Consider the following 22,565-nt stretch of genomic DNA (forward strand, 5'->3'; position numbering starts at 1 on the left):
ACGCGGGTTACTAAGCCGGGGCATTTTGCGCTTCCCGCGGCGGCGCTACCAGGGTGGGCAGCCGCCGGTGCAGGGCCTCGCGCCAGAACCGCCGCAGCTCGTGGAACTCGGGCGAGAACAGTACGTGCAGCCCCGCCACCCAGCCCACCGAGCCCGTCCAGCCGGCCAGCACATCGGAGGGGTAATGCACGCCCAGGTACATCCGGCTCCAGCCCACGGTCAGGGCAAACAGCGGCCCCAATACCCAGGCTAGCCAGTGGCCCCGGTGCTGCCACAGCAGGAAACCAAGGGCCGTGGCGACAGCCGCCGCGCCCATGGCGTGCCCGCTCGGGAAGCTGTAGTAAAAGGCCGGTTTCAAACTGAGCCACAGGGCGGGCCGGGGCCGGGCAAACAGTACTTTCACCAGCAGATTCAGGGCCATGGCCCCGCCCACCGACAGCCCAAAAAACCACGCCTGCCGACGCGTGCCCCACCCGGCCAGCCCCAGCGTGATGAGCACCGCCAGAATCCCCATCGGCAGTGGGTCGCCGGCGGCGGTGAGGGCCAGCGCCAGCTTATCGAGCCCGGGAGTGCCGTGGGCGTGCAGAAACTCCAGAATCCATTTGTCGCCGATGAAACCGCCGTGCTCCCAAACATCCTCGGCCACGTTCACGAACACCACCCACGGCAGCACCAGGCCAATCAACAGGGCCATCAGCAGCACTTTGTGCACCCACAGGGCGTGGCGCAAACGGGGCCAGAGCGTGGTGAACATAGAACAGGAGTATCGATGGAATTGGTGAATGGTGGATTACGGCCTCAACGCCAAAAAGAACGTCCCTTTCTACCGCCCAAATTCCAGTACGCGAAACGTGCCGGGCACGATGCTGGGCCGGGGGCGCGGGTTTTCAGTGGTGGGGGCCGGCGTGGGGCCATAATCGGCCGTGACGGTGAAGAGGTGGCTGGTTTTCGGGTCGAGGCTCATGGTGCGTACGCCCCGGGCGGTGGGCACATTGGTCACCACCGAGAATTTATTGGGTGAGTCTTCGTGAATTACGGTGAAGGTGCCCGCGCCGTTGGAGGTGATGATGTTGCGCGTGGTGGGGTCGAAGCCCGCGCCGTCGGTGCCCTTGCCGGTGGGCAGCACGGCGATTTGCTTGCCGGTTTTGCTGTCGGTCACCACCAGCTTTTCGTTGGCGCAGCCGCTGAAGAGGCGGTTGGTTTTGGCATCGAAGGCCAGACCGGTGGGCTCTTCGCCGGGAGCCAGCGGGAAGCGGTGGCGCACGGCCAGCGTCTTGGCATCGAAGGCCACGATTTCGCTTTTGTTTTCGATGTTGACGAAGATGGTGCCGTGGCCGTCGCTCACGCCTTCTTCCACGTCGCCGCCCAGCTCGGCGGTGCCTACTACGGCGCCGGTTTTGGCGTCGAGCACGGTGCTCTTGCCACCGTCGTTGCTGAAGATGAATACCCGCTTCGAGAAGGCGTCATACAGCAGCGCGTCGGGCTTGGGGCCGGTGGGGATGGGCGCGCCGATGGGCTTCAAAGTCTTCACATCAAACACCACGCAGGTGTTGTTGCGCCCGCAGGTGATGTAGCCGCGATTGGTGCCCGGCACTACTTCAATACCATGCACTCCCGGCGTATCCATAATGGTACCGACAACCTTGCGGGTCTTCAAATCAACAACTTCCACCCGCGTGCCGTGCGACACGTAGAGGCGCTCTCCGGCGGGGTCTACTTTGAGGTAGTCCCAGCCACCCTCGCCACCAATATTGATGGTATTGAGCAGGTGGTAGGGCGCGGCGGCCGTGGTTTGGGCATGGGCGGCGGTGCCAAAAAAGGTCAGGGCCAGGGGCGCGGCCAGCAGCAGGTTTTTCACGAGAGAAAGGCTTAGGATGAAACCGATGCGGCGAAGGTCGCAGCCGATTCTGTAGCTGGGCTGAAGGCGTTATCCAGAACTATTTCTTAAACGTCATGCCGAACGCAGCCGAGGCATCTCGCTTGCCACCACTCATCAATACCATTTTCACGATTGGATTACTTTCACAAGCGAGATGCCTCGGCTGCGTTCGGCATGACGGCCTTTACTGCTTGATAGTCCGAATAATCCCCGCTCCTTACCTTGCGCCATGCCCTATCCTGCCCCTTTCCGCCCGTTGCGTGCGCTGCTTTTGCCCCTGCTCTTGCTGGGAGCCTGCCAATCCGGCACCAAGTCGAAACCCGAAACGGAAACGACCGCCTCACCGGCCGCCACGCGTGATTCGGCGGCCTACACCATCCGGCATCCGGAGTGGGCGCGCCACGCTACCATCTATCAGGTAAATGTGCGGCAGTACACGCCGCAGGGCACGTTTCGGGCGGCGGAGGCGGACCTGCCGCGCCTGCAACGCATGGGAGTGGGCATCCTGTGGCTGATGCCGATAAACCCCATCGGCCGTAGCCACCGCAAGGGCACGCTGGGTAGCGCGTATTCGGTGCGCGACTACCGCGCCGTGAACCTGGATTTGGGCTCGCTGGCCGATTTGCAGCACTACGTAAACACCGCCCACGGCCTCGGAATGCACGTTATTCTGGACTGGGTAGCCAACCACACGGCCTGGGACAGCAACCTCACCACCGAGCACCCCGACTGGTACACCCGCGACAGCCTCGGCCATTTCCGGCCGCCCGTGGCCGACTGGCAGGACGTTATCGACCTAGACTACACCAAGCCCGCCCTGCGCCGGTACATGACCGAAACCATGGCTTACTGGGTGAAAACGGCCGGCCTCGACGGCTTCCGCTGCGACGTGGCGGGGCTGGTACCGACGGATTTCTGGAACGCCACACGGGCCGAATTGGAGAAGATAAAGCCGGTTTTCATGCTGGCCGAGTGGGACGAATTATTCCCGCCCACGTTCATCTCGCGCAAGGAATTCGACCCCAACACCCGCCTGCTCGAAAAGGCCTTCGACGCTACCTACGCCCTGCGCCTGCACGGCCTGCTCGATAGCCTGGGCCGGGGCCAGAAACCCACCACTGAACTAGCCCACTACTGGGCCGCCGAGCGGAAATTATACCCCGCCGGCGTGAATCTAATGACCTTCACCAGCACCCACGACATCAACGCCTGGGACGGCAGCGAGTACGAGCGCCTCGGCAAAAATGCCCAGCCCGAAGCCGTGCTCACCATGCTCTGGCCCGGCATCCCAATGCTCTATAACGGTCAGGAAGCAGGGATGAAAAAGCGGCTGCGCTTTTTTGATAAGGATACCATTCCGTGGGTTAATTATGGCTATCAGGGTTTCTACATGATGCTGATTGGCCTGAAAAACCGTCATCCAGCGCTGCGCAATTTCGATACTGGGGCTTCCTTCCAGCTGCTGCCGGCACCGGAGCAGTGCGTTGCTTTCGTGCGGCAAAAAGGGGCGGCGAAGGTTTTTGTAGCTGTCAATCTCGGCGATTTGCCCCGGGCGGTGGCGCTGCCGGCCGGCCCAGCGCAGGCGTGGCGGGGAGTCTTTTCAAAGGCTGGGGCGTTGCCACTTACCGCTGCCCCGGTGCAGGTAGCCGCACACGACTGGGCAATCCGAATCATTGAATGAGCCGGCATGGGCCAATCAAAACTTGTGGTGGCTTGGTTGGGTAAGCAAAGCATCTTGCCCGACTGAGCGTCTGCCCGATGACATCCATGACCGTTTTCGTGTCAGCGACACAGGTTCTATTTCCCCAATGCATTCTACACCATGACCTCTCCCCTCTTCGATACCGAGCAAATCAACACCCTTATCCGCACCCGGCGCAGCACGTTCATCCCGCAGTTCGTGCCTGGCCGGGCCATCCCCGATTCCACCATCTGGCAGCTGCTCGAAAACGCCAACTGGGCCCCCAGCCACAAGCAAACCGAGCCCTGGCGCTTCACGGTGTTCACGGGCGCGGGCCTCGAAAAACTGGCGGTGTTTCAGGCCGATTTGTATGAGAAAACGGCTGGCCCGGCCTACAAAGCCAGCAAGCACGCCAACCTGCGCAACAACCCGCCGCAGTGCTCGCACGTCATCGCCATTGCCATGAAGCGCACCGAGCCGCGCCTGCCCGAAATCGAGGAGATTGAAGCCGTGGCCTGCGCCGTGCAAAACCTGCACCTCTCGGCCCACGCCTACGGCCTGGGCGGCTACTGGAGCAGCGGCGGCATCACGTACACGGAGGAAGCCAAGGCGTTTTTCGGCCTCGGGCCGGAGGATAGATTGCTAGGGTTCTTTCAGTTGGGCTACATCGAAGTGCCCTCAGCCCCCGGCCAGCGCGGGCCGGTGCAGGACAAAACGCGCTGGGTGAGCGAGTAGCCACCCGCGCCCCCGGGGCTCGGTTATATTTAGGACGTAAAATAGAGCCATCCGCTGCGGGGCTCCGAAGCAACTGCGGCCTGAAAAACGACATCATTCTCCTGCTCCACATCAATCATTCTTATGAAAAAGCTCCTCTACAGTGCCTTGTTTCTGGTGCCCGCGCTGGCCCAGGCCCAAACCGAAAATTTTGTCGTGAAAGGTACCGTGGGCGCTAAGGCCGCCGTCACGAAGGCCTACCTGGTCTACCCCGTCAACAAAGTCTGGACCACGGATTCGGCCGTGGTGAAAAACGGCCGTTTCGAGTTCAAGGGAACCCTGCCCGAGCCGGGACGGGCCTCCCTCACGCTGAGCCACAACGGCACGCCCAAGAAGAAGTCGAAGGACGGCACCAGGCAGTTTTTCTACCTGGAAAAGGGCACCATCACCATTACCACGCCCGATTCGGCCGCGAAAGCCACCGTGCGCGGCACCCCGCTCAACGACGAAAACGCCAGGCTGACGGCTGCGCTGAAACCGCTGAGTGACCGGTACGACGCCTTCATCAAAGAGTACCGCGCCCAGCCTGAGGCCACCCGCAAAGACCCGGCCTACATCAAGCAGCTGGATGCCAAGCTCGACCCCATCGATGCCGAGCAGAATAAGATTCGGACTGCCTACGTGAAGGCGCATCCCGATGCGCAGTTCAGCCTGTTTGTGCTGCAGGATTTGGGCGGTTCCGTTCCCGAGGTGGGCTCCTATACCGCGCTGTATCAGGGCCTTAACGCTGGCGTGCGCAACACGCCGCGGGGCCAGCGCATCGATGAGCAAATCAAGCGCCTGCAAAAGGTGGCCGTGGGCGCCGTAGCCCCCGATTTCACCCAAAACACCCCCGACAACGTGCCCGTGAAGCTGAGCAGCCTGCGCGGCAAGTACGTCCTGATTGATTTCTGGGCCAGCTGGTGCGGCCCCTGCCGCCAGGAAAACCCCAACGTGGTGAAGGCCTACAACGCTTTCAAGGACAAGGGCTTTACCGTTCTCGGTGTGTCACTGGACAAAGAAGGTGCCCGCGAAGCCTGGCTCCGTGCCATCGAGAAAGATGGCCTGACCTGGACGCACGTTTCGGACCTGAAATACTGGAACAACGCCGTGGCCCAGGAATACGGCGTGCAGTCCATTCCGCAGAACTTTCTGCTCGACCCCCAGGGCAAAATCGTGGCCGCCAACCTGCGCGGCGACGAGCTGCAGAGCACCCTCGGCAAGCTACTAAACAAGGCAAACTAACCGCCTTTTCCACAATAGTTTACGCCGCAGGCCAGGAATCCTTTCTTTCTTACCCGAAATGGCCCCGACCTGCGGCGTTTTGCATTCCTTTTGATGTTGATAAACACTGCTTTTACGCAACAGTACGCGCTGGTTCGGAGCGCCCGGAGCATTTTGCTGGACTATTGCGCCAGCTTTGCTCCCACCCATTTCAGCACTCCCGTGGCCGAGATGAACAACGGCAGTATCCGCGAGCTGCTGGTGCATGTGGCCGGTTGCTACTATTACTGGCTGGGCGAGGTGGGACTAAACCAGAAGGCCACCCGGCCGCAGCCTGAAAGCGTGCCAGATGTCGCAGCCCTGCGCGCCAGATTTGCAGAAGTGGATGCGCTGGTGGCTGAATTCAGCCAGCACTACGCGGCCGAGTGGCTGGTGCCGAAATCACTTATCCTACCGCGCCAGGCGCAGCCGCTGGAGCTCACGCCTTTGCAGCTGTTTACGCATGCCATCACGCACGAATTCCACCACAGGGGCCAGGTACTGAGCATGAGTCGGCTGCTGGGCTACGTGCCGGTTGATACCGATATTATCCGTACCTAGCCCGCCCCGAGCCCCAAACAACCAGACGCAATTCCGGATATTGGCAGCTCATCACCACATTCATTTGCCCATGCTGCCCCTGCTCGGCCTGCACCACGTTGCCCTCATTTGTTCCGATTACGCGGCATCGAAACGCTTCTACACCGAAATTCTCGGGCTCGAAATTCTGGCCGAAACCTACCGCGCGGCGCGCGATTCGCACAAGCTGGATTTGGCCGTGAATGGGCAGTACGTGCTGGAGCTGTTTTCCTTCCCCAGCCCGCCTCCGCGCCCCAGCTACCCCGAAGCGGCCGGCCTGCGCCACCTGGCCTTCGCCGTGCCCGACGTGGCCGCCGCCATCCGGCACCTGGAGGCGCACGGCGTGACCTGCGAACCGGTGCGCGTGGATGAATTTACCGGCCGCCGGTTTACGTTTTTTTCGGACCCTGATGGGTTGCCACTGGAGTTCTACGAGGTGTAGAGACGCACTATTTTGCGTCTCGTCGTTGCTGATGTTATTTAGCCTGCGGGGTTCGGCGCAGTTTCGGTCGTTCAACGACGAGACGCAAAATAGTGCGTCTCTACCTCGTTCGGCTCACAACCACCAGTCCTGGCGGCGCGTAGCGGAACACTCCACCGCTTCCCCCGCTCCATGCCCGCCGACCACCCGCACGCCAACCGCTTCACCGTGGCCCATCCCGAATGGGCGGCCCACGCCACCATCTACGAAGTAAACGTTCGCAATTTCACGCCTGAAGGTACTTTTCGGGCTTTTGAGGCGCATTTGCCACGCCTGCAAAAAATGGGCATCGGCATTGTGTGGCTGATGCCGGTGCATCCCATTGGCGAGGTGGGGCGCAAGGGCACGCTAGGCTCCCCTTACGCCGTGCGCGACTATTTTGGCGTGAACCCCGAATTTGGGACGATTGAGGACCTACGACACTTGGTACAGACAGCTCATAATCTGGAAATAAAGGTGATACTCGACTGGGTGGCCAACCACACCAGCCGCGACAACGCCCTCATCACCGAACATCCCGACTGGTACCAGCACGACGCCGCCGGCCAGCTGGTGCCGCCCGTGGCCGACTGGACCGACGTGGTGGCCCTCGACTACGGCAACCGCGACATGCGCCGCTACATGACCGAAGCCCTGGCCTGGTGGATTCGGGAAACCGACATCGATGGCTACCGATGCGACGTGGCCGGCCTGGTGCCCACCGATTTCTGGGACGAAGCCCGGCCCGTGGTCGATGCCATTAAGCCGGTGTTTATGCTGGCTGAGTGGGACGAGCTATACCCCTCGGGCGGGCTGACTTGGGAGGAATTCGACTCCGACACGCGGCTGCTCGAAAAGGCTTTCAACATGGCTTTCGGTCTGCGCCTGCACTACCTGCTCGACCGCATTGCCGAGGGCCACGCCGCGCTGGCCGAAATCGACACTTACCTGGCCGCCGAGCGCGAGAAATACCCACCCAGCGTGTACCTGATGCACTTCACCAGCAACCACGACGTGAACAGCTGGGATGGTACCGAGTACGAGCGCCTCGGCCCGCTGGCGCTGCCCTTCGCCGTGCTCACGGCCCTGCTGCCGGGCATGCCGATGCTGTATTCGGGCCAGGAAGCAGGCCTGAACCGCCGGCTCGAATTCTTCGACCGCGATACGATTGAGTGGAGTAATTTCCCGCTGCAGGATTTCTACACCCGCCTGTTCCAACTCAAAAAAACGCACCCGGCGCTGCGCAACGGCGACCGGGCTAGCCACCTCCTGCGCCTGCCCGCGCCGCCCACCGTCTACAGCTTTTGCAGGACCAAAGGCACGGCCGCCGTGCTGTGCGCGGTGAATATCGCCGCCGAAGCGCAGCTGATTCCCGCCGTGCCGGGCCAGTGGCGCGACCTGTTCAGCGAAGAAACCCTGACGCTTTTTGCCGGCGAGGAATTGCCGGTACCGGCCTACGGCTGGCGGGTATTGGTAGCCGTGGAGCCCGCCGCCGGCTAACCTTTAGGGTCGTTTTTCGGTTAGCTAGGCTCTTTTCTCTGATTCAAACTTACACCTATGCAAACCCGTGAACTCGGCCGCTCCGGCCTCCAGATTTCGCCCCTGATGCTGGGCGGCAACGTCTTCGGCTGGACCATCGACGAAGCCACGTCCTTCGCCGTGCTCGATGCCTTCGTGGCCAACGGCGGCAACGCCATTGATACCGCCGACGGCTATTCCGTCTGGGTGCCCGGCCATGTGGGCGGCGAATCCGAAACCATCATTGGCAAGTGGCTGAAACAACGCGGCCGGCGCGATGATGTGGTCATTGCCACCAAGGTGGGCTGGGAGGTGAACGCAGACAACAAGGGCCTGAAAAAGGACTACATCCTGCGGGCCGTCGAAGGCTCCCTCAAGCGCCTGCAAACCGATTACATCGACCTGTACCAGTCGCACAAAGACGACCCGACCACGCCCGTGGAGGAAACCCTCGAAGCCTACGCCCAGTTGGTGAAAGAGGGCAAGGTGCGCGCCATTGGGGCTTCCAACTTCACGGCGGCCCGCTTGCAGGAGTCGTTGGATGCCAGCGCCAAACACGGCTTCCCGCGCTACGAGACGCTGCAAAACCTCTACAATCTGTACGACCGCGAGGATTTTGAGCAGAACCTGGCCCCGCTCCTGCTGAAAGAAAACATTAGCGCGATTCCGTACTACGGCCTCGCCGCCGGCTTCCTCACCGGCAAATACCGCGACCAGGCCGACCTGCAAAAGAGCCCGCGCGGAGCCGGCGTCGGCCAGAAATACCTGAATAAAAAAGGCCTCGCCCTGCTCACTTCCCTCGATGCCGTGGCCGACCGCCAGCAGGCCACGCCCGCCCAGGTAGCGCTGGCTTGGCTGATGCAGGCCCCGGCCGTGACCGCGCCCATTGCCAGCGCCACCAGCGTGGGCCAGGTCACGGAACTGCTCGAAGCCACCGAGCTGCGCCTGACGGCCGAGGATTTGGAGACGCTGGAGCAGGCGAAGGCAGTGAAGGCGGCGTAGCGCAATGCCAGGCACCTGCTGAATATAATGCAGAGCACCGCGAAGCATGACATTTTGGAATCAGACACAAAAAGGCCCGTCAGCAGCAGCTGACGGGCCTTTTTTATTATGTAATACGCTCGCCTACTCCCGCACGATACGGCGGGTAGCCGTGCCGTCGGCCGAGGTAGCGCGCAGCAGGTACACGCCGGTGGGCAAGGCGCTCAGGTCGAGGGGCTGCGCGGCAGTGGCCGAAGCCGGCAGCGCGGCCCGATAGACCACCTGCCCCAGCGCATTGAGCACGCTGAGCTGCACCGCCTGGTGGACGCTGGTCAGCTGCACCAGCAGCTTGCCGTCGGGCGTGGGGTTGGGGTACACTTGCAGCGCGGCAGCGGCCAGTTGCTTCGCCGTGGCCGTCACCACAAGCGGGGCCGACGGCAGCGAGGCGCAGCCCTGGGCCGAGGTCGTCGTCACGGTGTAGGAACCCAGCTGGGCGGCCGAGTTCACCACATAAGTAGGGCCGGTGGCCCCGGCAATGGCCACGCCGTTCAGGTACCACTGGTTGCCGGTGGGGGCGCTGCTGGTGAGCGTGGTGGTGGGGCCATTGTACTGGGCAGTCACCGTGGGGCGCGTGGGCAGGGCATTGATGGTTACCGTAGCCGTGGATGTGGCCCCGCCGCAGGCCCCGGCATTGCTCACCGTGTTGGTCACGGTATAGGTGCCGGGGGTGCTGCCGGCCAGGTTGATGGTCCCCGTGCTGGCATTGAGGCTCAGGCCGGTGGTTGAGGAGAACGTGCCGGCGCTGGCTCCGGTGGCCAGCGCGGCGGTGGCAGAGCCGGTGGCGCACAACGACGAGCTGCCGTAGCTGAAGGCCGCCGAGGCCGGGGCCGAGATGGTGATGGTGGCCGTGCTGCTGCTGGGGCAGCTGCCGCCCACGCTGTACATGACGGTATAGGTGCCGGGCGTGCTGGTGGCGGGGCTGATGGCCCCCGTGGTCGGGTTCAGACTCAGGCCCGTAGTTGAGGCAAACGTGCCGCCCGTGGTGCCGGTAATGCTCGGCGTAGAGGTGGGGCTGCTCAGGCAGTAGCCGGTAGCGGCGTAGCTGAACGTGGCCGAAGTGGCCGGTGTCACCGTCACGGCCGTGGCCGCCGAGGTGGCCGAGCACCCGCTGCCGCTGGTGACCACCACCGCGTAGCTGCCGGCCGCGCTGGCCGAATACGTAGCGGTGGTAGCCCCGGCAATAGCCTGGCCATTGAGTAGAAACTGATAGGTAGCCCCCGCCCCGCCGCCAGTGGCCGTGAGCAGCACCGCACTACCCTGGCAAATGGCAGTAGCGCCGCCAGCCGAAATGGCGGCCACCGGAGCCGGGCTGATGCTGATGGGAGCCGTAGCCGCAGTAGCCGCGCACGAGCCCGAAGCCGCAATGGTATTGGTCACGGTGTAGCTGCCGGCCTGACTGGCCGCCAGGTTCACCACGCCGGTGGCCGGGTCGAGGCTCAGGCCGGGAGTTGAAGTGAACGTGCCGGCACTGGCCCCGCTGCCGAATACCGGGGCCACGTTGCCCTGGGCCGCCGCGCAGTAGCTGGTTACCGGATAGCTGAAAGCCGCTACCGGAGCCGTAGTGATGGTGACGCTGGCCGAAGCCGCCGCCGTACAGTTTCCACTCACCGTGTACGTTACGGTGTAGGTGCCCGCCGTGCTGGCCGCCAGGTTGATGGCCCCGGTGCTGGCATTCAAACTCAGGCCCGCCGCCGAGGTAAAGGTGCCGCCGGCCGTGCCCGTGATGGTAGGCGTGGCCGTGCCCCCGCTAGCGCACAGCGTAGACGAAGCGTAGGCAAACGCCGCGCTCGGAGCCGCATTAATAGTGATGCTGGCCGTGCCGGTGCCCGGACAGGGGCTGCCCGCCGAGTAGCTCACGGTGTAGGTCCCGGGCTGGCTGGTGGCCAGGTTGATAACGCCGGTGCCGGCATTCAGGCTCAGGCCCGCCGGCGCGCTAAAGGTGCCGCCCGCCACCGAAACCGTGGGGCCGGGGTTGGTGCCGGCGTTCTGGCAGTAGCTGGTAGCGCCGTAGGCCACGGTGGGCGTGGCCACAGGGTTTACGGTGATGGCAGTGCCGGCCGAAGTAGCGGTGCAGTTGCCGGGGTTGGTTACGACCACGCTGTATGTGCCGCTCTGGGCGGCTGCGTAGGTGGCGGCCGTAGCCCCATTTATCGGCTGGCCGTTCAGCAAAAACTGATAGGTAGCCCCGGTGCTGCCGCCGTTGGCCGTCAGCGTCACGGTGCTGCCCTGGCAGATGGTGGTGGGGCCGCTAACGGCCAAAGCCGCCGCCGGCACGGCGCTGACACTCACCTGCGTGGTGGCCGAGGCGGCCTGGCAGGCCCCATTGGCCGATACGGTATTGGTGACAGTGTAAGTACCGGGCTGGCTGGCGGCCAGGTTGATGGCCCCGGTGCTGGCATTCAGGCTCAGGCCCGTGGGCGAGGCCGTGAACGTGCCGGCGGCCGCGCCGGCCGTAAGGGTGGCCGTAGGGTTGGCCCCGCTGGCGCAGTAGGCCGCATTGGCGTAGCTGAAACCGGCCGCGCCGGGCGTGGCCACGGTCACCTGCTGGGTGCTGGTGCTGGGGCAGGGGCCGCCCACGCTGTAGGTGACGGTGTAGGTGCCGGCCGTGCTGGCAGCCAGATTGATTTGTCCCGTCACGGCGTTAATAATCAGACCACTTGCCGAAGTAAAGCCGCCACCGGCCGTGCCGGTAATGGTGGGCGTGGGGTTGGCGCTGCTCTGGCAGTACGAGGCTGCATTATAGGCAAAGGCGGCCGAGGTAGCCGGGTTCACCGTCACGGCCACGGTGCTGGTGCTGGAGCAGCCGTTGCTGGAAGCCGTGAGCGTGTAGGTGGTGGTAATGGGTGCGCCGGTGGTATTAGTCAACGTCACGGTGGGCTGGGCCACGGTGGTGTTGCTTAAGCCGGTAGCAGGGCTCCAGCTATAAGTGTAGCCCGTGGCGGCCGCCGTGCCCAACTGGGCCGAGCCGCCCGAGCAGAACGTCTGAGCCGCGCCGGCATTCGCGGTCACGGCGGGGTTCACGGTCACGCGCACGGTGCTGCTGCCCACGCAGCCCGTGGCCGATACGGCCGTGAGCGTGTAGGTGGTAGTGCGCGGGGCCGTGCCGGTATTGGTGAGGGTGATGGTGGGCTGGGCGCTGGACGTGCTGCTCAGGCCCGTGCTCGGCGACCAGCTGTACGTGAGGCCCGTCGCGGGGGCGCTGCCTAGCTGGGCCGACTGGCCGGAGCACAGCACGCGGTCGGGGCCGGCGTTGGGCGTGGGCAGGGGCTCCACGGTCACGGTCACGGTGGATGTGGCCGAGCAGTTGCCGTTGTCGCCGGTGATGGTGTAGGTGGTGGTGGCGGTGGGCGAGGCGATGGGCGTGGCCGAGCGCGGGTTGTTCAGCCCCGTGCTGGGGCTCCAGGTGTAGTTCTGCGCGCCGCTGGCCGAAAGCGTGGTGGAACTGCCGGCGCAAATCGTGGTGTTGGGCGACACCGTGAGCACCGGCGTAGCCCGCACCGTCACCGTGGCCTGGGCCGTGCTGGAGCAGCCGGCGGCGTTCGTCACCGTCACCGTATAAATAGTAGAGGCCGTGGGCGAGGCCGTAGGGCTGGCCACGGTGCTGCTGCTCAGGCCGGTGGCGGGGCTCCAGGAGTAGCTGGTACCGCCGCTGGCGTTCAGCGTGATGGACTGGCCGGCGCAGATGGCCGTGGCCACCGGGTTCACGCTGGCCGTGGGCAGCGCGTTCACCGTCACCACCACCGCCGACGTGGCCGAGCAGCCGTTCGAGTTGGCCGTCACGGTGTAGGTGCCCGAGCGGTTCACGCCCACGTTGGCGATGGTGGGGTTTTGCAGCAACGAGGTAAAGCCGTTGGGGCCGGTCCAGGAATAGCTGGCCCCCGGCACCGTGCTGGCCGTGAGCAGCAGGTTGCCCCCGGCGCAAAGCGGCGAGTTGCTGCCCGCCGTCACGGTCCCGATGTTGGTAATGGTCAAATCCTGACCGTTATCGGTACCGATGGTAGCGGGGCTGGAAGCCACCACCCGCACGCGGTAGCCCGAGCCCGTGACCACGCCCGCCGGCAGCGCCGCCGTGATGGTGCCGCCCGCCGTGCCCGTGAGCGAGCCAATGGCCACCGGCGCGGCAAAAGAGCCCGTTTCGTCCGAGAGCTGGGCCGTGAACACGTTGCTGGGGTCGATGCTGCCGCTCACCGCGTAGCTCACCCGCACCGTGGAGTTTTGGCAGAAGTTCGGGCCGTTCAGGACCGAGGTAGTGATGGTGGCCGCCGCGCCCGTGCGGCCCCAGGCCAGGCTTATCAGCGCGAGCAGAAAGCCAAAGAGTAACCGGTGTTTCATGATAAGCAGGAAAAAAATAAAGAAGGCGATACCCCAACGGCCGGCTAGTTAGCACCCTCACATGAGCGTAGCGTGATAAGTCCCCGATCCGTAGGTTGCGCGTTGGATGCAGGGGTCCAGCCAAGGTTTAAGGCCTTGTTAATCTTCCTTTTTCCTTCATTCTTTGCTCATCCCGACTTCATCTTGCTCCGTCCACATTCCTCCCCTACTCCCGCCCGCTAACACTCCCTAACCATCGGCGGGCGACGTTATTCTCAATGACGACAACAAGCTAAAAAAGAACGTCCTGCCGAGCGTAGTTGCTCAGCAGGACGTGTTTGTTTCCTTGTTATCCTGTTAGGACTACTGCGCCGTCACGTCCGAATATTCGTACTTCCGGGCTACTTCCAGCGGCTGGCCATCGGCCTCGGCGTAGGGGTACACGAAGTAGTTGAGCGGCGGGCCGGCTTGTTTGGGGGCCAGCTCTACGTCGCGGCCCCGGGTGAACTCGACGCGGTTTTCGTCGTGGGCACCGAAGAAGTAGGCACGCTTGTCGGGGTTTTTGGCGGCTTCGGAGGCATCGACGGGCACCCAGCCGGTTTCGGGGGTGAAGAACTCGGCCCAGCAGTGGTAACCTTTTATTTCGCCGTGGCCGCGCTCGGCCGGCAGCGGCAGCCCTATACTGAAGCGCGCCGGAATGCCTAGGCTGCGGCAGTAGCCGATGACGATGGCGTGGAAATCGGTGCAGTTGCCGCGCCGGGCATCGCAGGCGTAGTAGATGTCGCCGCGGCCCCAGCCCTGGCCGGTTTTGTCGTATTTCACGGTGCTCACCACGTGCTCGTAGATGGCGCGGGCTTTTTCGAGCGGGGTTTTGGCGTTGGTTTTGGCCACCACTTCTTCGGCCTGCTCGTGGATGTGCGGGTCGAGGGGCACGAGGCGGTCGGGGGCCAGCCAGCGGGCCAGGTCGGGGTCGGTTTTTTCTTTGGCGGGCTTGGCGGTGGGCGTGTTGGCGCGCAGGTTGAGGTGTTCGCGGCGCGTGATTTGGGCCGTGAGCTTCACCACCAGCGGCGCGGTGGGCACGGTGGCGGGGCGCAGGTGCAGCATCTGGTTGCCGAAAGCACCCTTCTCAATTTTATACGGCACGGGCGACTCAATTTTCAACTCGTGCACCTCTTGGTTAGCGTCGGGATGCGGCAGCGGCAGCCACAAATCGAGGGTTTTGGTGCCGGCCGGCGGCACGGGCACGGTGGCCGTGCTGGTGAGCAAAAAGGTGCGGCTCCGGGGCGTGGTGGCCGTTTGGCCCAGGGCACCCAAGCCCGGCAGGTGCGCGGCCGCACCCAGCAGCCCCACCCAAATGGCGGGGGAAATCAACAACGAAACGTTCACGGCAACGAGGCAACAAGTCGCTGCTGGCGGGCGTCGGCAAAGCTGGATTGGAATTGAAAATCAATTCGAACTCAACGGCCACCGCCACGCGCGATGCCCGCCGACGCGGTGCTTGCGAAAGCGCCCGCCAGTCAGGGCCAACCAGACCCCAGCAGTGTCCCAAAGGTACGGCGCGGCCAACCGTGGGCCGGGGCGTGCGTACCAGCATCGGCTTCACCCCTGCTTCATTTTCATGCTTTTCCTCGCCGAACCCATCACGCCCTTCGACTGGCAGCGCCTGCTTTGGACGGCCGACGCGCCGCCCACTTTCCTGCTCGAAGTCGTGTTCCGGTGCGTGGTAACCTACCTGCTACTGCTGGCCACCCTGCGCGTGACGGGCCGGCGAGGCGTGCGGCAGCTGTCCATTTTCGAGCTCAGCATCATTCTGGCATTAGGCTCGGCAGCCGGTGATACCATGTTTTACCACGACACGCCGCTGCTGCCCGTCGTCATCGTGTTTGCCGTGGTCAGTGCCATGTACTGGCTGTTCAATCGCCTCACCGAGTGGTTTCCGCGCTTCAGTGACTGGCTCGAAGGCACGCCCGTGCTGCTGGTGGAGGAAGGCCGCATCAACATGAAAAACCTCGACAACCTGAACCTGACGCAGAAGGAATTATTCGGCGAGCTACGGCAGCAGCAGGTGGAGCACCTTGGGCAGGTGCGCCGCGCCTACATGGAGGCCACCGGCAACCTCAGCGCCTACTTCTACGCACCAGCGGAGGCCGCGCCCGGCCTGCCCATCTGGCCCGAATTATTAGCCAAATCGCAGCACCGCGTGGAAGCCGCTGGCCCGCACGCCTGCTGCAAGTGTGGCCATGTGCAGGAGCTGGCGCGGGGGGAGGCGGCCAGCTGCCCGGTGTGTGAGGGCAAAGGCTGGGTGCCGGTGTGCGCGGCAAAAAGGGAGGCATGATTCTGTCGGGCCTAGCGTCTTCCCCATTCTACCTTTGGCTGCATGAAGCCCACCGCCCCGCCGGTTCTCGCCCTGGCCTCGTTTCCCGGGCCGCTGGCCCACACACCGTACTACTGCGACCGCCTCGAACAGCACGTCGTGCGGTTTCCGCACGTCAACGCGCCGCACGCCCACGACTTCTACCTGCTGCTCTATATCACCGAGGGCGCGGGTACGCACACCGTCGATTTGGTGACGTATGAGCTGCGGCCGGGCAGCTTGTTTTTTCTGGCTCCGGGGCAGGTGCATCATTGGCATTTAACGCCCGAGACGCGCGGCTTTGTGGTGTTTTTCAGCGCCGATTTCTACCTATTTCGCTACCCTGGCAGCGGGCTCTACGATTTCCCGTTTTTCGATAGCACGCACCCGCCGGTGCTGTACCTGACGCCCGCCGAAATGGAGATTCGCCCGCTCATCGAACGCCTGTTTGCCGAGTTTTCATCCCCTCAAGCCAATCAGGCCGAGGTTTTTCGTTCCTACCTGCACCTGTGCCTGGAGCTGGCCGCCCGCCACTACGCGGCTCCGGCTACGGCCGAGGCCGGCCTGGCCCAGCAGCAAATCCGGCAGTTCGGGGCGCTGCTCAACCAGCACTACCGCACCCGGCGCAGCGTGCGCGACTACGCCGCGCTGCTACATGTCACGGCCAACCACCTCAACGCCCTGTGCCGCCGCGTGCTCAATAAAACGGCCAGCGACCTCATCCACGAGCGCATTATCACCGAGGCGCAGCGGCTGCTGAGCCATTCGGCGCTGGGCGTGGCGCAGGTGGCCTATGAGCTGGGGTTTGAGGATGCGTCGTACTTCGTGCGCTACTTCCGCAAGTACACCGGCACCACGCCGGAGGCCTTCCGGCAGCAGCGTTGATTTGTCCTATAAGCCCCCGCAAACGGGCTGCGAAGGCGGGTGAAGTGCCCGGTAATTTTGGAGTATCAAAGCGGCAGGTGCCGCGCCGGCCACTTGCGCATGGGCGCGGGCCGTGTTTCCCCGTATAGCTTCTGCTCCCTCATGCTTCCCTCCCCCGCCCCGGTTATGGCCGAACCTGTTAATACCCCCGAATTCGTTGATTCCACCGCGCTGGCGCTGGCCACGCTGCGCTGCCCGCGCTGCCACCAGGGCAAGCTGTTCACGCACTCCGCGCTCAACATCACCAAATTCGCCCAAATGCCCGAGCAGTGCCCCGTGTGCGGCCAGACGTTCGAGCCCGAGCCGGGTTTCTACTTCGGCTCGATGTACATCACCTTCGGCTTCAACGTGGCCACATTTCTGGTGCTGGGTTTGCTGACTTATTACCTGCTGGGCAACCCCGACACGTGGGTGTACGTGGCCATCATCACCGGGGCTACAGTGCTCCTTACGCCGCTCATTCTGCGCTACTCGCGGGCGCTGATGTTGTATCTGTTTGGTGGCGCGCAGTATAATCCGGATTGGAAACGCCACCGGCGCATCGGTGCTTCGGAAGATTAATAATCGACGATATTGCCCCACAAGAAAGCCCCGACTGCTCAGGAAGCAGCCGGGGCTTTGTGTTTCTTAAGCAATGATGCTCAGCAGAATTATTTCAGCACCTGCGCGCGCCACACGTTGTTGCCGGGGTTGGCATCGGGCAGCAGCTTGGTCGGGTTGAGGCGCACGAGGGTGAGCGGGGTGGTGGAATTGTAGCGGAACGTCCAGGTGCCGCTGCGCTGCCATACTTCCACGGGCAGGCGCACGCGGGTGGTTTTGCCGCTGGTTTCGGTCACGTCGGCGATGACGGGCATGGCGGCCTGGCCTTTGTTTTCCACGGTGATGAGGGCACCCTGGGCGGGGTCCTGGTTCACGTAGGCCACGGTGGTCACGGCCTGGTCGAGGGTCCAGTTGTTATACACCCACTCGCGCCAGAACCAGGTCAAATCCTCGCCGCTGGCCTCGTTCATGGTGCGGAAAAAATCCTTGGGCTGCGGGTGCTTGAATGCCCAGCGCTTGATGTAGGTGCGGAACGCGTAGTCGAACCGCTCCGGTCCCAGAATCTCGGCGCGCAGCAGAAACAGGCCGTAGCCCATCTTGCTGTAAGCGGCGTAGCCGAGGTAGTTGGAGGGCGTCACGTCGGGCACGGTGTAGGGCGGCACGGTGGCCGGGTCCATGATGTAGCGGATGTTGCCGGCCACCAACCGGGCGGTGTCGCTCAGCTGCTTAGCGTATTCGCCTTTGTTGAAATCAGCACTCGACAGCATGTTGATGAAGGTGTTAAAGCCCTCGTCCATCCACGGGTATTTGCGCTCGTTCGAGCCCACAATCATCGGAAACCAGTTGTGACCGAACTCGTGGTCCGTCACGCTGTACAGGCTGGCTTTGCGGGCCTTCACGCCGCAGAACACGATGCCCGGATACTCCATGCCGCCCACCACGCCGGCCACGTTCGTCGCCACCGGGTAAGTGAATTCGTACCACTGCTTCGAGTTGAATTCGATGCTCTTTTTCACGTACTCTGTCGAGCGGTTCCAGGCCGTATCCTGGGCCGCCTCCACCGGGTACAGCGACTGCGCCAGCGACTTACGCCCGCTGGGCAGGTTCATCTTGGCCGCATCCCACACAAAGGCTGACGACGCGGCCCAGGCCACATCCCGCGCCCGCTGGCACTTGAAGTGCCAGGTCAGACGGCCATTTTTGCCGCCGGGCCGCGAGCCCGCTTGGGTCACCTCATCCGCCGAGCGCACCATCACGGTCTGGTCCGAGCCGGCGGCTTTGGCCAGGCGGCTTTGCTGGGCGCTGGTCAGCACTTCGGCGGGATTCACCAGTTCGCCCGAGCCGCCCACGAGGTAGTTGGCGGGCACGTTCACAGTGTAGTCGAAGTTGCCGTATTCGAGGTAAAACTCGGCCGTGAGGTAGGGCAGCGTGTTCCAGCCCTCCACGTCGTCGTACACGGCCATGCGCGGGTACCACTGCGCCACTTCGAAGATTTCGCCGTTCTTGGTTTTGAGGCGGCCGAGGCGGTCAGAACCGTATTCGGGAATGCTGAATCCGTAGCCGATGTGGATGACGAGCTTGTCGCCGTTGGGCTTCAGGGCTTCGGGCAAGATGATTTGCATGCGCGTATCGGTCACGCGGTAGTCGGCCTTCAGCTTCTTGCCGTGCAGCTCAATGGTCACGGTTTGCAGCGAGTCGCCGCCCCGGAAGCCACGCGAGTTGTTGCCGAAGCGCCCGCCGCCGATGGGCGTGATGGCCGCTCCGCGCGAGTCTTCGCGGTACAGGTTCTGGTCGACCTGCAGCCACACGAAGGGCAGGCGGTCGGGCGAGTTGTTGGTGTAGGTGATGTCGACGGTGGCGCTCACGCGGGCCGCTTTCTCGTCGAGGCGGGCATCGATGTGATAGTCGGCCGCGTTCTGCCAGTACTGCGCGCCGGGCTGGCCGCCGGCCGTGCGCGTGGGCGTGCTCAGCTGCTCAATAAACGAGGGGTTGAACAGCGTGCGCGAGTCGTAAGCCGGGCCGGTATTGGGAGCCTGGGCCAGGGCCGGACCGGCCGTGAGCAGGGCCGCGCCCAGCAGCGCGCCGGGCAGGAAAGGGAGTTTCATGCGAATGATGAAGGAAGTAAAGCGAGGAGAAATCAGGAAATCAAGAACACAAAAGAACGTCATGCTGAGCTTGTCGAAGCATCTCTACCGCAATACTGTCCCTGTCGATTGGGATTAGTTGCGCGGTAGAGGTGCTTCGACAAGCTCAGCATGACGTTCTTATGGATTACAGCCCCTTCCAGCTGCCCCTACAGCCGCTGCCGCACCAGTTGCATCAGCCCGTTCAAATCGGCCGCGTCCATCTCCGGCGCTTCGATGAAGGGCATGAGCCCACCATCCGCGCCCACGCCGAAAGCGGCCGGCAGCGGGTGCCGCGCCCACTGCGGATAGTCCCGGATAAACTCATCACGGTGCAGAAATTCCACCGGCACGGGCAGCGTCTTGATAAACCCGCGCCACTCCGGCTGCATCGAAGTGGCCCCGTACGTGACCGCGCACAGCGAGCACGGGTAGGTGCCGGGCGAGAGAATTTTGTGGAACATATCCTTGAGCCCGGCCAGGCGGCCACCGTCGGCATTGTACACGAATAGCAGGCGTTGGGGCATAATGAATGAGCTACCGAATTGTCAGCTTGGCGTAGGTGAAGATGGTGCCGGGGTTTTTGCCGGTCCACATTTTCTTTTTCAGCAGCAGGGTTGAGTTGGAAAGCCAGTGGATTTCGTCCGGCTCCCAGGTTGCCGGGTCAACTGATGGCTCTATTTTCCACACCTCGCGCCAATGGTGGCTTTCAAAGCGAAAAAGCTGAATGGAATTGGGATACATCGCACTCTCAACGCCCCCTGATATGGCCACAAAACTCCTGAGGTCGGGCGAATAGACCACCATTCCGGAAATTTCTGTCTTCCTCCCACTTTTATCAACTAAGATATACTGGGACCATTCGTAATGATTATGCAAAATCAAGTGGCATTCGAACTTCGGTAAATATCCTTGATAAGTAAATTTTTCCCAATCAGGATTCTCCTCGTCAGCATCGTTATCCTTAAAAACCGTTGGCCCTTTGGCCGTTGGAATTACGATGCGGCCCCGCGTTTTCTTCACGGGGAAAGCAACTACCGGCTTGGTCACAATAGCCCCTTTCGCCGCCGCCAGATACGCCACCTTCGTCAACGGGCTGAACGCGACGCGCACCGCCGGCGGCCCGGTGGCAGGCAGTTTCAGGAGCAGCGAGAGCAGCAGGAGTAGCAGCGGCTTCATAAAATACTTGGGAAAGGAATGCCGCGCCAAGGTACTGCCGGGCGCATCTTTGCGCTCATGCCCAACGCCACCGCGCCCCTGCCCTACCTCGTGTTCGATTTCGATAGCACCTTCACCCAAGTTGAAGGGCTGGATGAGCTAGCCGATATTGCCCTACAAGGCCACCCCGACCAAGCCAACGTAGTGGCCCAAATCCGGGCCCTCACCGACCAAGGCATGGCCGGCGAAATCGGCTTCCAGGAGTCGCTGGCCCGGCGGCTGGCGCTGTTGGGGGCCAATGAGCGCCACCTCGCGCCCCTCATTGCCCGCCTCAAAACCAAGGTGAGCGAGAGCATCCGGCGCAATGGGGCTTTCTTCCACCAGTTCGCCGACCGCATTTACGTGGTGAGCAGCGGCTTCCGCGAGTTCATCGAGCCGGTGGTAGCCGAGTTCGGCATTCCGGCCAGCCACGTGCTGGCTAATACTTTCACGTTTGATGAAGCCGGCAACATCACCGGCTGCGACCCCGGTAACGTGCTGAGCCGCGACGGCGGCAAAATCCGCCAGCTCGTGCTGCTCGATTTGGACGGGCCGGTGTATGTACTCGGCGATGGGTATACCGACTATCAAATCCGCGAGGCCGGGCTGGCCCACCGCTTCTACGCTTACACCGAGAACGTTAGCCGCCCTACCGTGGTGGCCCACGCCGACGAAGTGCTGCCCACCTTCGACGAGTTTTTGTACCAACTAAGACTTCCCATGACTTTATCATACCCCAAAAACCGCATCAAGGTCCTCCTGCTGGAGAATCCGGATGCCCGCGCCGCTGAGCTTTTCCGTCAGGAAGGCTATCAGGTAGAAGAAGTTAAGGGCGGCCTCGACGAGGATGAGCTCATTGCCCGCATCGAGGGCGTGAGCCTGCTCGGCATCCGCTCCAAAACGCAGGTGACCCAGCGTGTGCTGGAGGCGGCCAACCGCCTCATCGGCATCGGCGCGTTCTGCATCGGCACCAACCAGATTGACCTCACGGCGGCCATGAAAAAGGGCGTGGCCGTGTTCAACGCCCCGTTCAGTAACACCCGTTCGGTGGTGGAATTGGCGCTGGGCGAAATCATCGTGCTGGCCCGCCGCATTCCCGAGAAGAACCCCAAAATGCACCGGGGCGAGTGGGATAAGTCGGCCAACGGCTCGTTCGAGATTCGCGGCAAAACCCTCGGCATCGTGGGCTACGGCAATATTGGCTCGCAATTATCGGTAGTAGCCGAGGCAGTGGGCATGAAAGTGGTGTACTTCGACGTGGCCGAAAAGCTGCAACTCGGCAACGCCGTGAAGTGCCGCACGCTGGAAGAACTATTGGCCCAATCCGATGTGGTGACGCTGCACATCGACGGCCGCGTGGAAAACACCAACTACATCGGCGAGAAGGAATTTGCCCTGATGAGAAAAGGCGCGCTGTTCCTCAACAACGCCCGCGGCCACGTCGTGGACGTGCCGGCCCTGGCAGCAGCCCTGCGCAGCGGCCACCTCGGCGGCGCGGCCGTGGATGTATTCCCCTACGAGCCCAAAACCAACCACGAGAGCTTCGAAAGCGAGCTGCGCGGCCTGACCAACGTGCTGCTCACGCCGCACATCGGCGGCAGCACGGCCGAGGCCCAGCGCAACATTGCCGAGTTTGTGCCGGAGCGCATCATGCAGTACATCAACACCGGCAACACCCAGCAGTCGGTCAATTTCCCCAACATTCAGCTGCCCACGCAGCAGGCCCACCGCCTCATCCACATCCACGCCAACGTGCCCGGCGTGCTGGCCAAAATCAACAACGTGCTGGCCGAGCACCACGTCAACATCCTGGGCCAGTACCTGAAAACCAACGAGCACATCGGCTACGTGATTACGGACATCAACCGCGAGTACGACCACGACGTGATTCAGGCGCTGCGCGAGGTGGAGCACACCATCAAGTTCCGGGTGCTGTACTAAAA

18 protein-coding genes are annotated in these 22,565 nt (G+C 63.0%); 11 read left to right on the top strand and 7 right to left on the bottom strand.

Annotated features, from left to right (window positions below; all coding sequences use genetic code 11):
- Positions 1-10: 10 nt before the first annotated feature.
- The gene (locus tag ACYU70_RS11105) at positions 11-754 is read right to left on the bottom strand and encodes a phosphatase PAP2 family protein (protein ID WP_342296589.1); all 744 of its coding nucleotides are present in this window, start codon (positions 752-754) and stop codon (positions 11-13) included.
- Positions 755-823: 69 nt separating this feature from the next.
- Positions 824-1,858 (bottom strand): YncE family protein, encoded by a 1,035-nt coding sequence (locus tag ACYU70_RS11110; RefSeq protein WP_342296588.1) that lies wholly within the window; start codon positions 1,856-1,858, stop codon positions 824-826.
- A gap of 250 nt (positions 1,859-2,108) precedes the next feature.
- On the opposite strand from ACYU70_RS11110, the gene ACYU70_RS11115 reads away from it, so the two are divergent.
- The 7 genes from ACYU70_RS11115 (at position 2,109) to ACYU70_RS11145 (ending at position 9,135) form a co-directional block, all read left to right on the top strand.
- Complete coding sequence (locus ACYU70_RS11115) at positions 2,109-3,560, top strand: alpha-amylase family glycosyl hydrolase (RefSeq protein ID WP_342296587.1); 1,452 nt, start codon at positions 2,109-2,111, stop codon at positions 3,558-3,560.
- A gap of 141 nt (positions 3,561-3,701) precedes the next feature.
- Positions 3,702-4,295, top strand: a complete 594-nt coding sequence (locus ACYU70_RS11120; protein WP_342296586.1) for a nitroreductase family protein — start codon at positions 3,702-3,704, stop codon at positions 4,293-4,295.
- Positions 4,296-4,418: 123 nt separating this feature from the next.
- Positions 4,419-5,558 carry a TlpA disulfide reductase family protein gene (locus ACYU70_RS11125; protein ID WP_342296585.1) on the top strand — a complete coding sequence of 380 codons (1,140 nt, stop codon included), beginning with the start codon at positions 4,419-4,421 and terminating at the stop codon, positions 5,556-5,558.
- 93 nt (positions 5,559-5,651) lie between these two features.
- A complete protein-coding gene (locus tag ACYU70_RS11130; RefSeq protein ID WP_342296584.1) occupies positions 5,652-6,137 on the top strand; it encodes a DinB family protein in 486 nt (161 codons plus the stop codon).
- A gap of 70 nt (positions 6,138-6,207) precedes the next feature.
- Positions 6,208-6,597, top strand: coding sequence for an SMU1112c/YaeR family gloxylase I-like metalloprotein (gloA2, locus tag ACYU70_RS11135; protein ID WP_342296583.1), 390 nt, complete (start codon positions 6,208-6,210; stop codon positions 6,595-6,597).
- A gap of 171 nt (positions 6,598-6,768) precedes the next feature.
- Complete coding sequence (locus ACYU70_RS11140) at positions 6,769-8,115, top strand: alpha-amylase family glycosyl hydrolase (RefSeq protein ID WP_342296582.1); 1,347 nt, start codon at positions 6,769-6,771, stop codon at positions 8,113-8,115.
- 57 nt (positions 8,116-8,172) lie between these two features.
- Positions 8,173-9,135, top strand: coding sequence for an aldo/keto reductase (locus ACYU70_RS11145; RefSeq protein ID WP_342296581.1), 963 nt, complete (start codon positions 8,173-8,175; stop codon positions 9,133-9,135).
- A 123-nt stretch (positions 9,136-9,258) separates the two neighbouring features.
- Here the strand turns inward: ACYU70_RS11145 and ACYU70_RS11150 are convergent, their stop codons facing one another.
- Complete coding sequence (locus ACYU70_RS11150) at positions 9,259-13,506, bottom strand: T9SS type A sorting domain-containing protein (RefSeq protein ID WP_342296580.1); 4,248 nt, start codon at positions 13,504-13,506, stop codon at positions 9,259-9,261.
- A gap of 342 nt (positions 13,507-13,848) precedes the next feature.
- Entirely contained in the window at positions 13,849-14,871 is a 1,023-nt protein-coding gene (locus ACYU70_RS11155; protein ID WP_342296579.1) for a transglutaminase-like domain-containing protein, read from the bottom strand.
- Between the two features lie 232 nt (positions 14,872-15,103).
- Between ACYU70_RS11155 and ACYU70_RS11160 the strand changes: the two genes are divergently transcribed.
- The 3 genes from ACYU70_RS11160 to ACYU70_RS11170 all read left to right on the top strand — a co-directional run bounded on the left by ACYU70_RS11160 (position 15,104) and on the right by ACYU70_RS11170 (position 17,323).
- Positions 15,104-15,820: a DUF421 domain-containing protein gene (locus ACYU70_RS11160; RefSeq protein WP_342296578.1), complete on the top strand. Its 717-nt coding sequence runs from the start codon at positions 15,104-15,106 to the stop codon at positions 15,818-15,820.
- A 42-nt stretch (positions 15,821-15,862) separates the two neighbouring features.
- Positions 15,863-16,723 (top strand): helix-turn-helix domain-containing protein, encoded by an 861-nt coding sequence (locus ACYU70_RS11165; RefSeq protein WP_342296577.1) that lies wholly within the window; start codon positions 15,863-15,865, stop codon positions 16,721-16,723.
- Between the two features lie 165 nt (positions 16,724-16,888).
- Entirely contained in the window at positions 16,889-17,323 is a 435-nt protein-coding gene (locus tag ACYU70_RS11170; protein ID WP_342296576.1) for a DUF983 domain-containing protein, read from the top strand.
- An 89-nt stretch (positions 17,324-17,412) separates the two neighbouring features.
- Here the strand turns inward: ACYU70_RS11170 and ACYU70_RS11175 are convergent, their stop codons facing one another.
- From ACYU70_RS11175 to ACYU70_RS11185, 3 genes are all read right to left on the bottom strand, one after another.
- Positions 17,413-19,407 (bottom strand): M1 family metallopeptidase, encoded by a 1,995-nt coding sequence (locus tag ACYU70_RS11175; protein ID WP_342296575.1) that lies wholly within the window; start codon positions 19,405-19,407, stop codon positions 17,413-17,415.
- A 188-nt stretch (positions 19,408-19,595) separates the two neighbouring features.
- Positions 19,596-19,952, bottom strand: a complete 357-nt coding sequence (locus tag ACYU70_RS11180) for a hypothetical protein (protein ID WP_342296574.1) — start codon at positions 19,950-19,952, stop codon at positions 19,596-19,598.
- Between the two features lie 10 nt (positions 19,953-19,962).
- Complete coding sequence (locus ACYU70_RS11185; RefSeq protein ID WP_342296573.1) at positions 19,963-20,604, bottom strand: hypothetical protein; 642 nt, start codon at positions 20,602-20,604, stop codon at positions 19,963-19,965.
- Between the two features lie 57 nt (positions 20,605-20,661).
- On the opposite strand from ACYU70_RS11185, the gene serA reads away from it, so the two are divergent.
- Entirely contained in the window at positions 20,662-22,563 is a 1,902-nt protein-coding gene (gene serA / locus ACYU70_RS11190) for a phosphoglycerate dehydrogenase (RefSeq protein ID WP_342296572.1), read from the top strand.
- Positions 22,564-22,565 lie beyond the last annotated feature (2 nt).

It is taken from the genome of Hymenobacter segetis (assembly GCF_054776495.1).

Bases quoted from the DNA above. Each gene is read 5' to 3' on its own strand.
- ACYU70_RS11105 (WP_342296589.1), bottom strand. From the start codon at position 754: ATGTTCACCACGCTCTGGCCCCGTTTGCGCCACGCCCTGTGGGTGCAC.
- ACYU70_RS11115 (WP_342296587.1), top strand. From the start codon at position 2,109: ATGCCCTATCCTGCCCCTTTCCGCCCGTTGCGTGCGCTGCTTTTGCCC.
- ACYU70_RS11120 (WP_342296586.1), top strand. From the start codon at position 3,702: ATGACCTCTCCCCTCTTCGATACCGAGCAAATCAACACCCTTATCCGC.
- ACYU70_RS11125 (WP_342296585.1), top strand. From the start codon at position 4,419: ATGAAAAAGCTCCTCTACAGTGCCTTGTTTCTGGTGCCCGCGCTGGCC.
- ACYU70_RS11130 (WP_342296584.1), top strand. From the start codon at position 5,652: ATGTTGATAAACACTGCTTTTACGCAACAGTACGCGCTGGTTCGGAGC.
- gloA2 (WP_342296583.1), top strand. From the start codon at position 6,208: ATGCTGCCCCTGCTCGGCCTGCACCACGTTGCCCTCATTTGTTCCGAT.
- ACYU70_RS11140 (WP_342296582.1), top strand. From the start codon at position 6,769: ATGCCCGCCGACCACCCGCACGCCAACCGCTTCACCGTGGCCCATCCC.
- ACYU70_RS11145 (WP_342296581.1), top strand. From the start codon at position 8,173: ATGCAAACCCGTGAACTCGGCCGCTCCGGCCTCCAGATTTCGCCCCTG.
- ACYU70_RS11150 (WP_342296580.1), bottom strand. From the start codon at position 13,506: ATGAAACACCGGTTACTCTTTGGCTTTCTGCTCGCGCTGATAAGCCTG.
- ACYU70_RS11160 (WP_342296578.1), top strand. From the start codon at position 15,104: ATGCTTTTCCTCGCCGAACCCATCACGCCCTTCGACTGGCAGCGCCTG.
- ACYU70_RS11165 (WP_342296577.1), top strand. From the start codon at position 15,863: ATGAAGCCCACCGCCCCGCCGGTTCTCGCCCTGGCCTCGTTTCCCGGG.
- ACYU70_RS11170 (WP_342296576.1), top strand. From the start codon at position 16,889: ATGGCCGAACCTGTTAATACCCCCGAATTCGTTGATTCCACCGCGCTG.
- ACYU70_RS11175 (WP_342296575.1), bottom strand. From the start codon at position 19,407: ATGAAACTCCCTTTCCTGCCCGGCGCGCTGCTGGGCGCGGCCCTGCTC.
- ACYU70_RS11180 (WP_342296574.1), bottom strand. From the start codon at position 19,952: ATGCCCCAACGCCTGCTATTCGTGTACAATGCCGACGGTGGCCGCCTG.
- ACYU70_RS11185 (WP_342296573.1), bottom strand. From the start codon at position 20,604: ATGAAGCCGCTGCTACTCCTGCTGCTCTCGCTGCTCCTGAAACTGCCT.
- serA (WP_342296572.1), top strand. From the start codon at position 20,662: ATGCCCAACGCCACCGCGCCCCTGCCCTACCTCGTGTTCGATTTCGAT.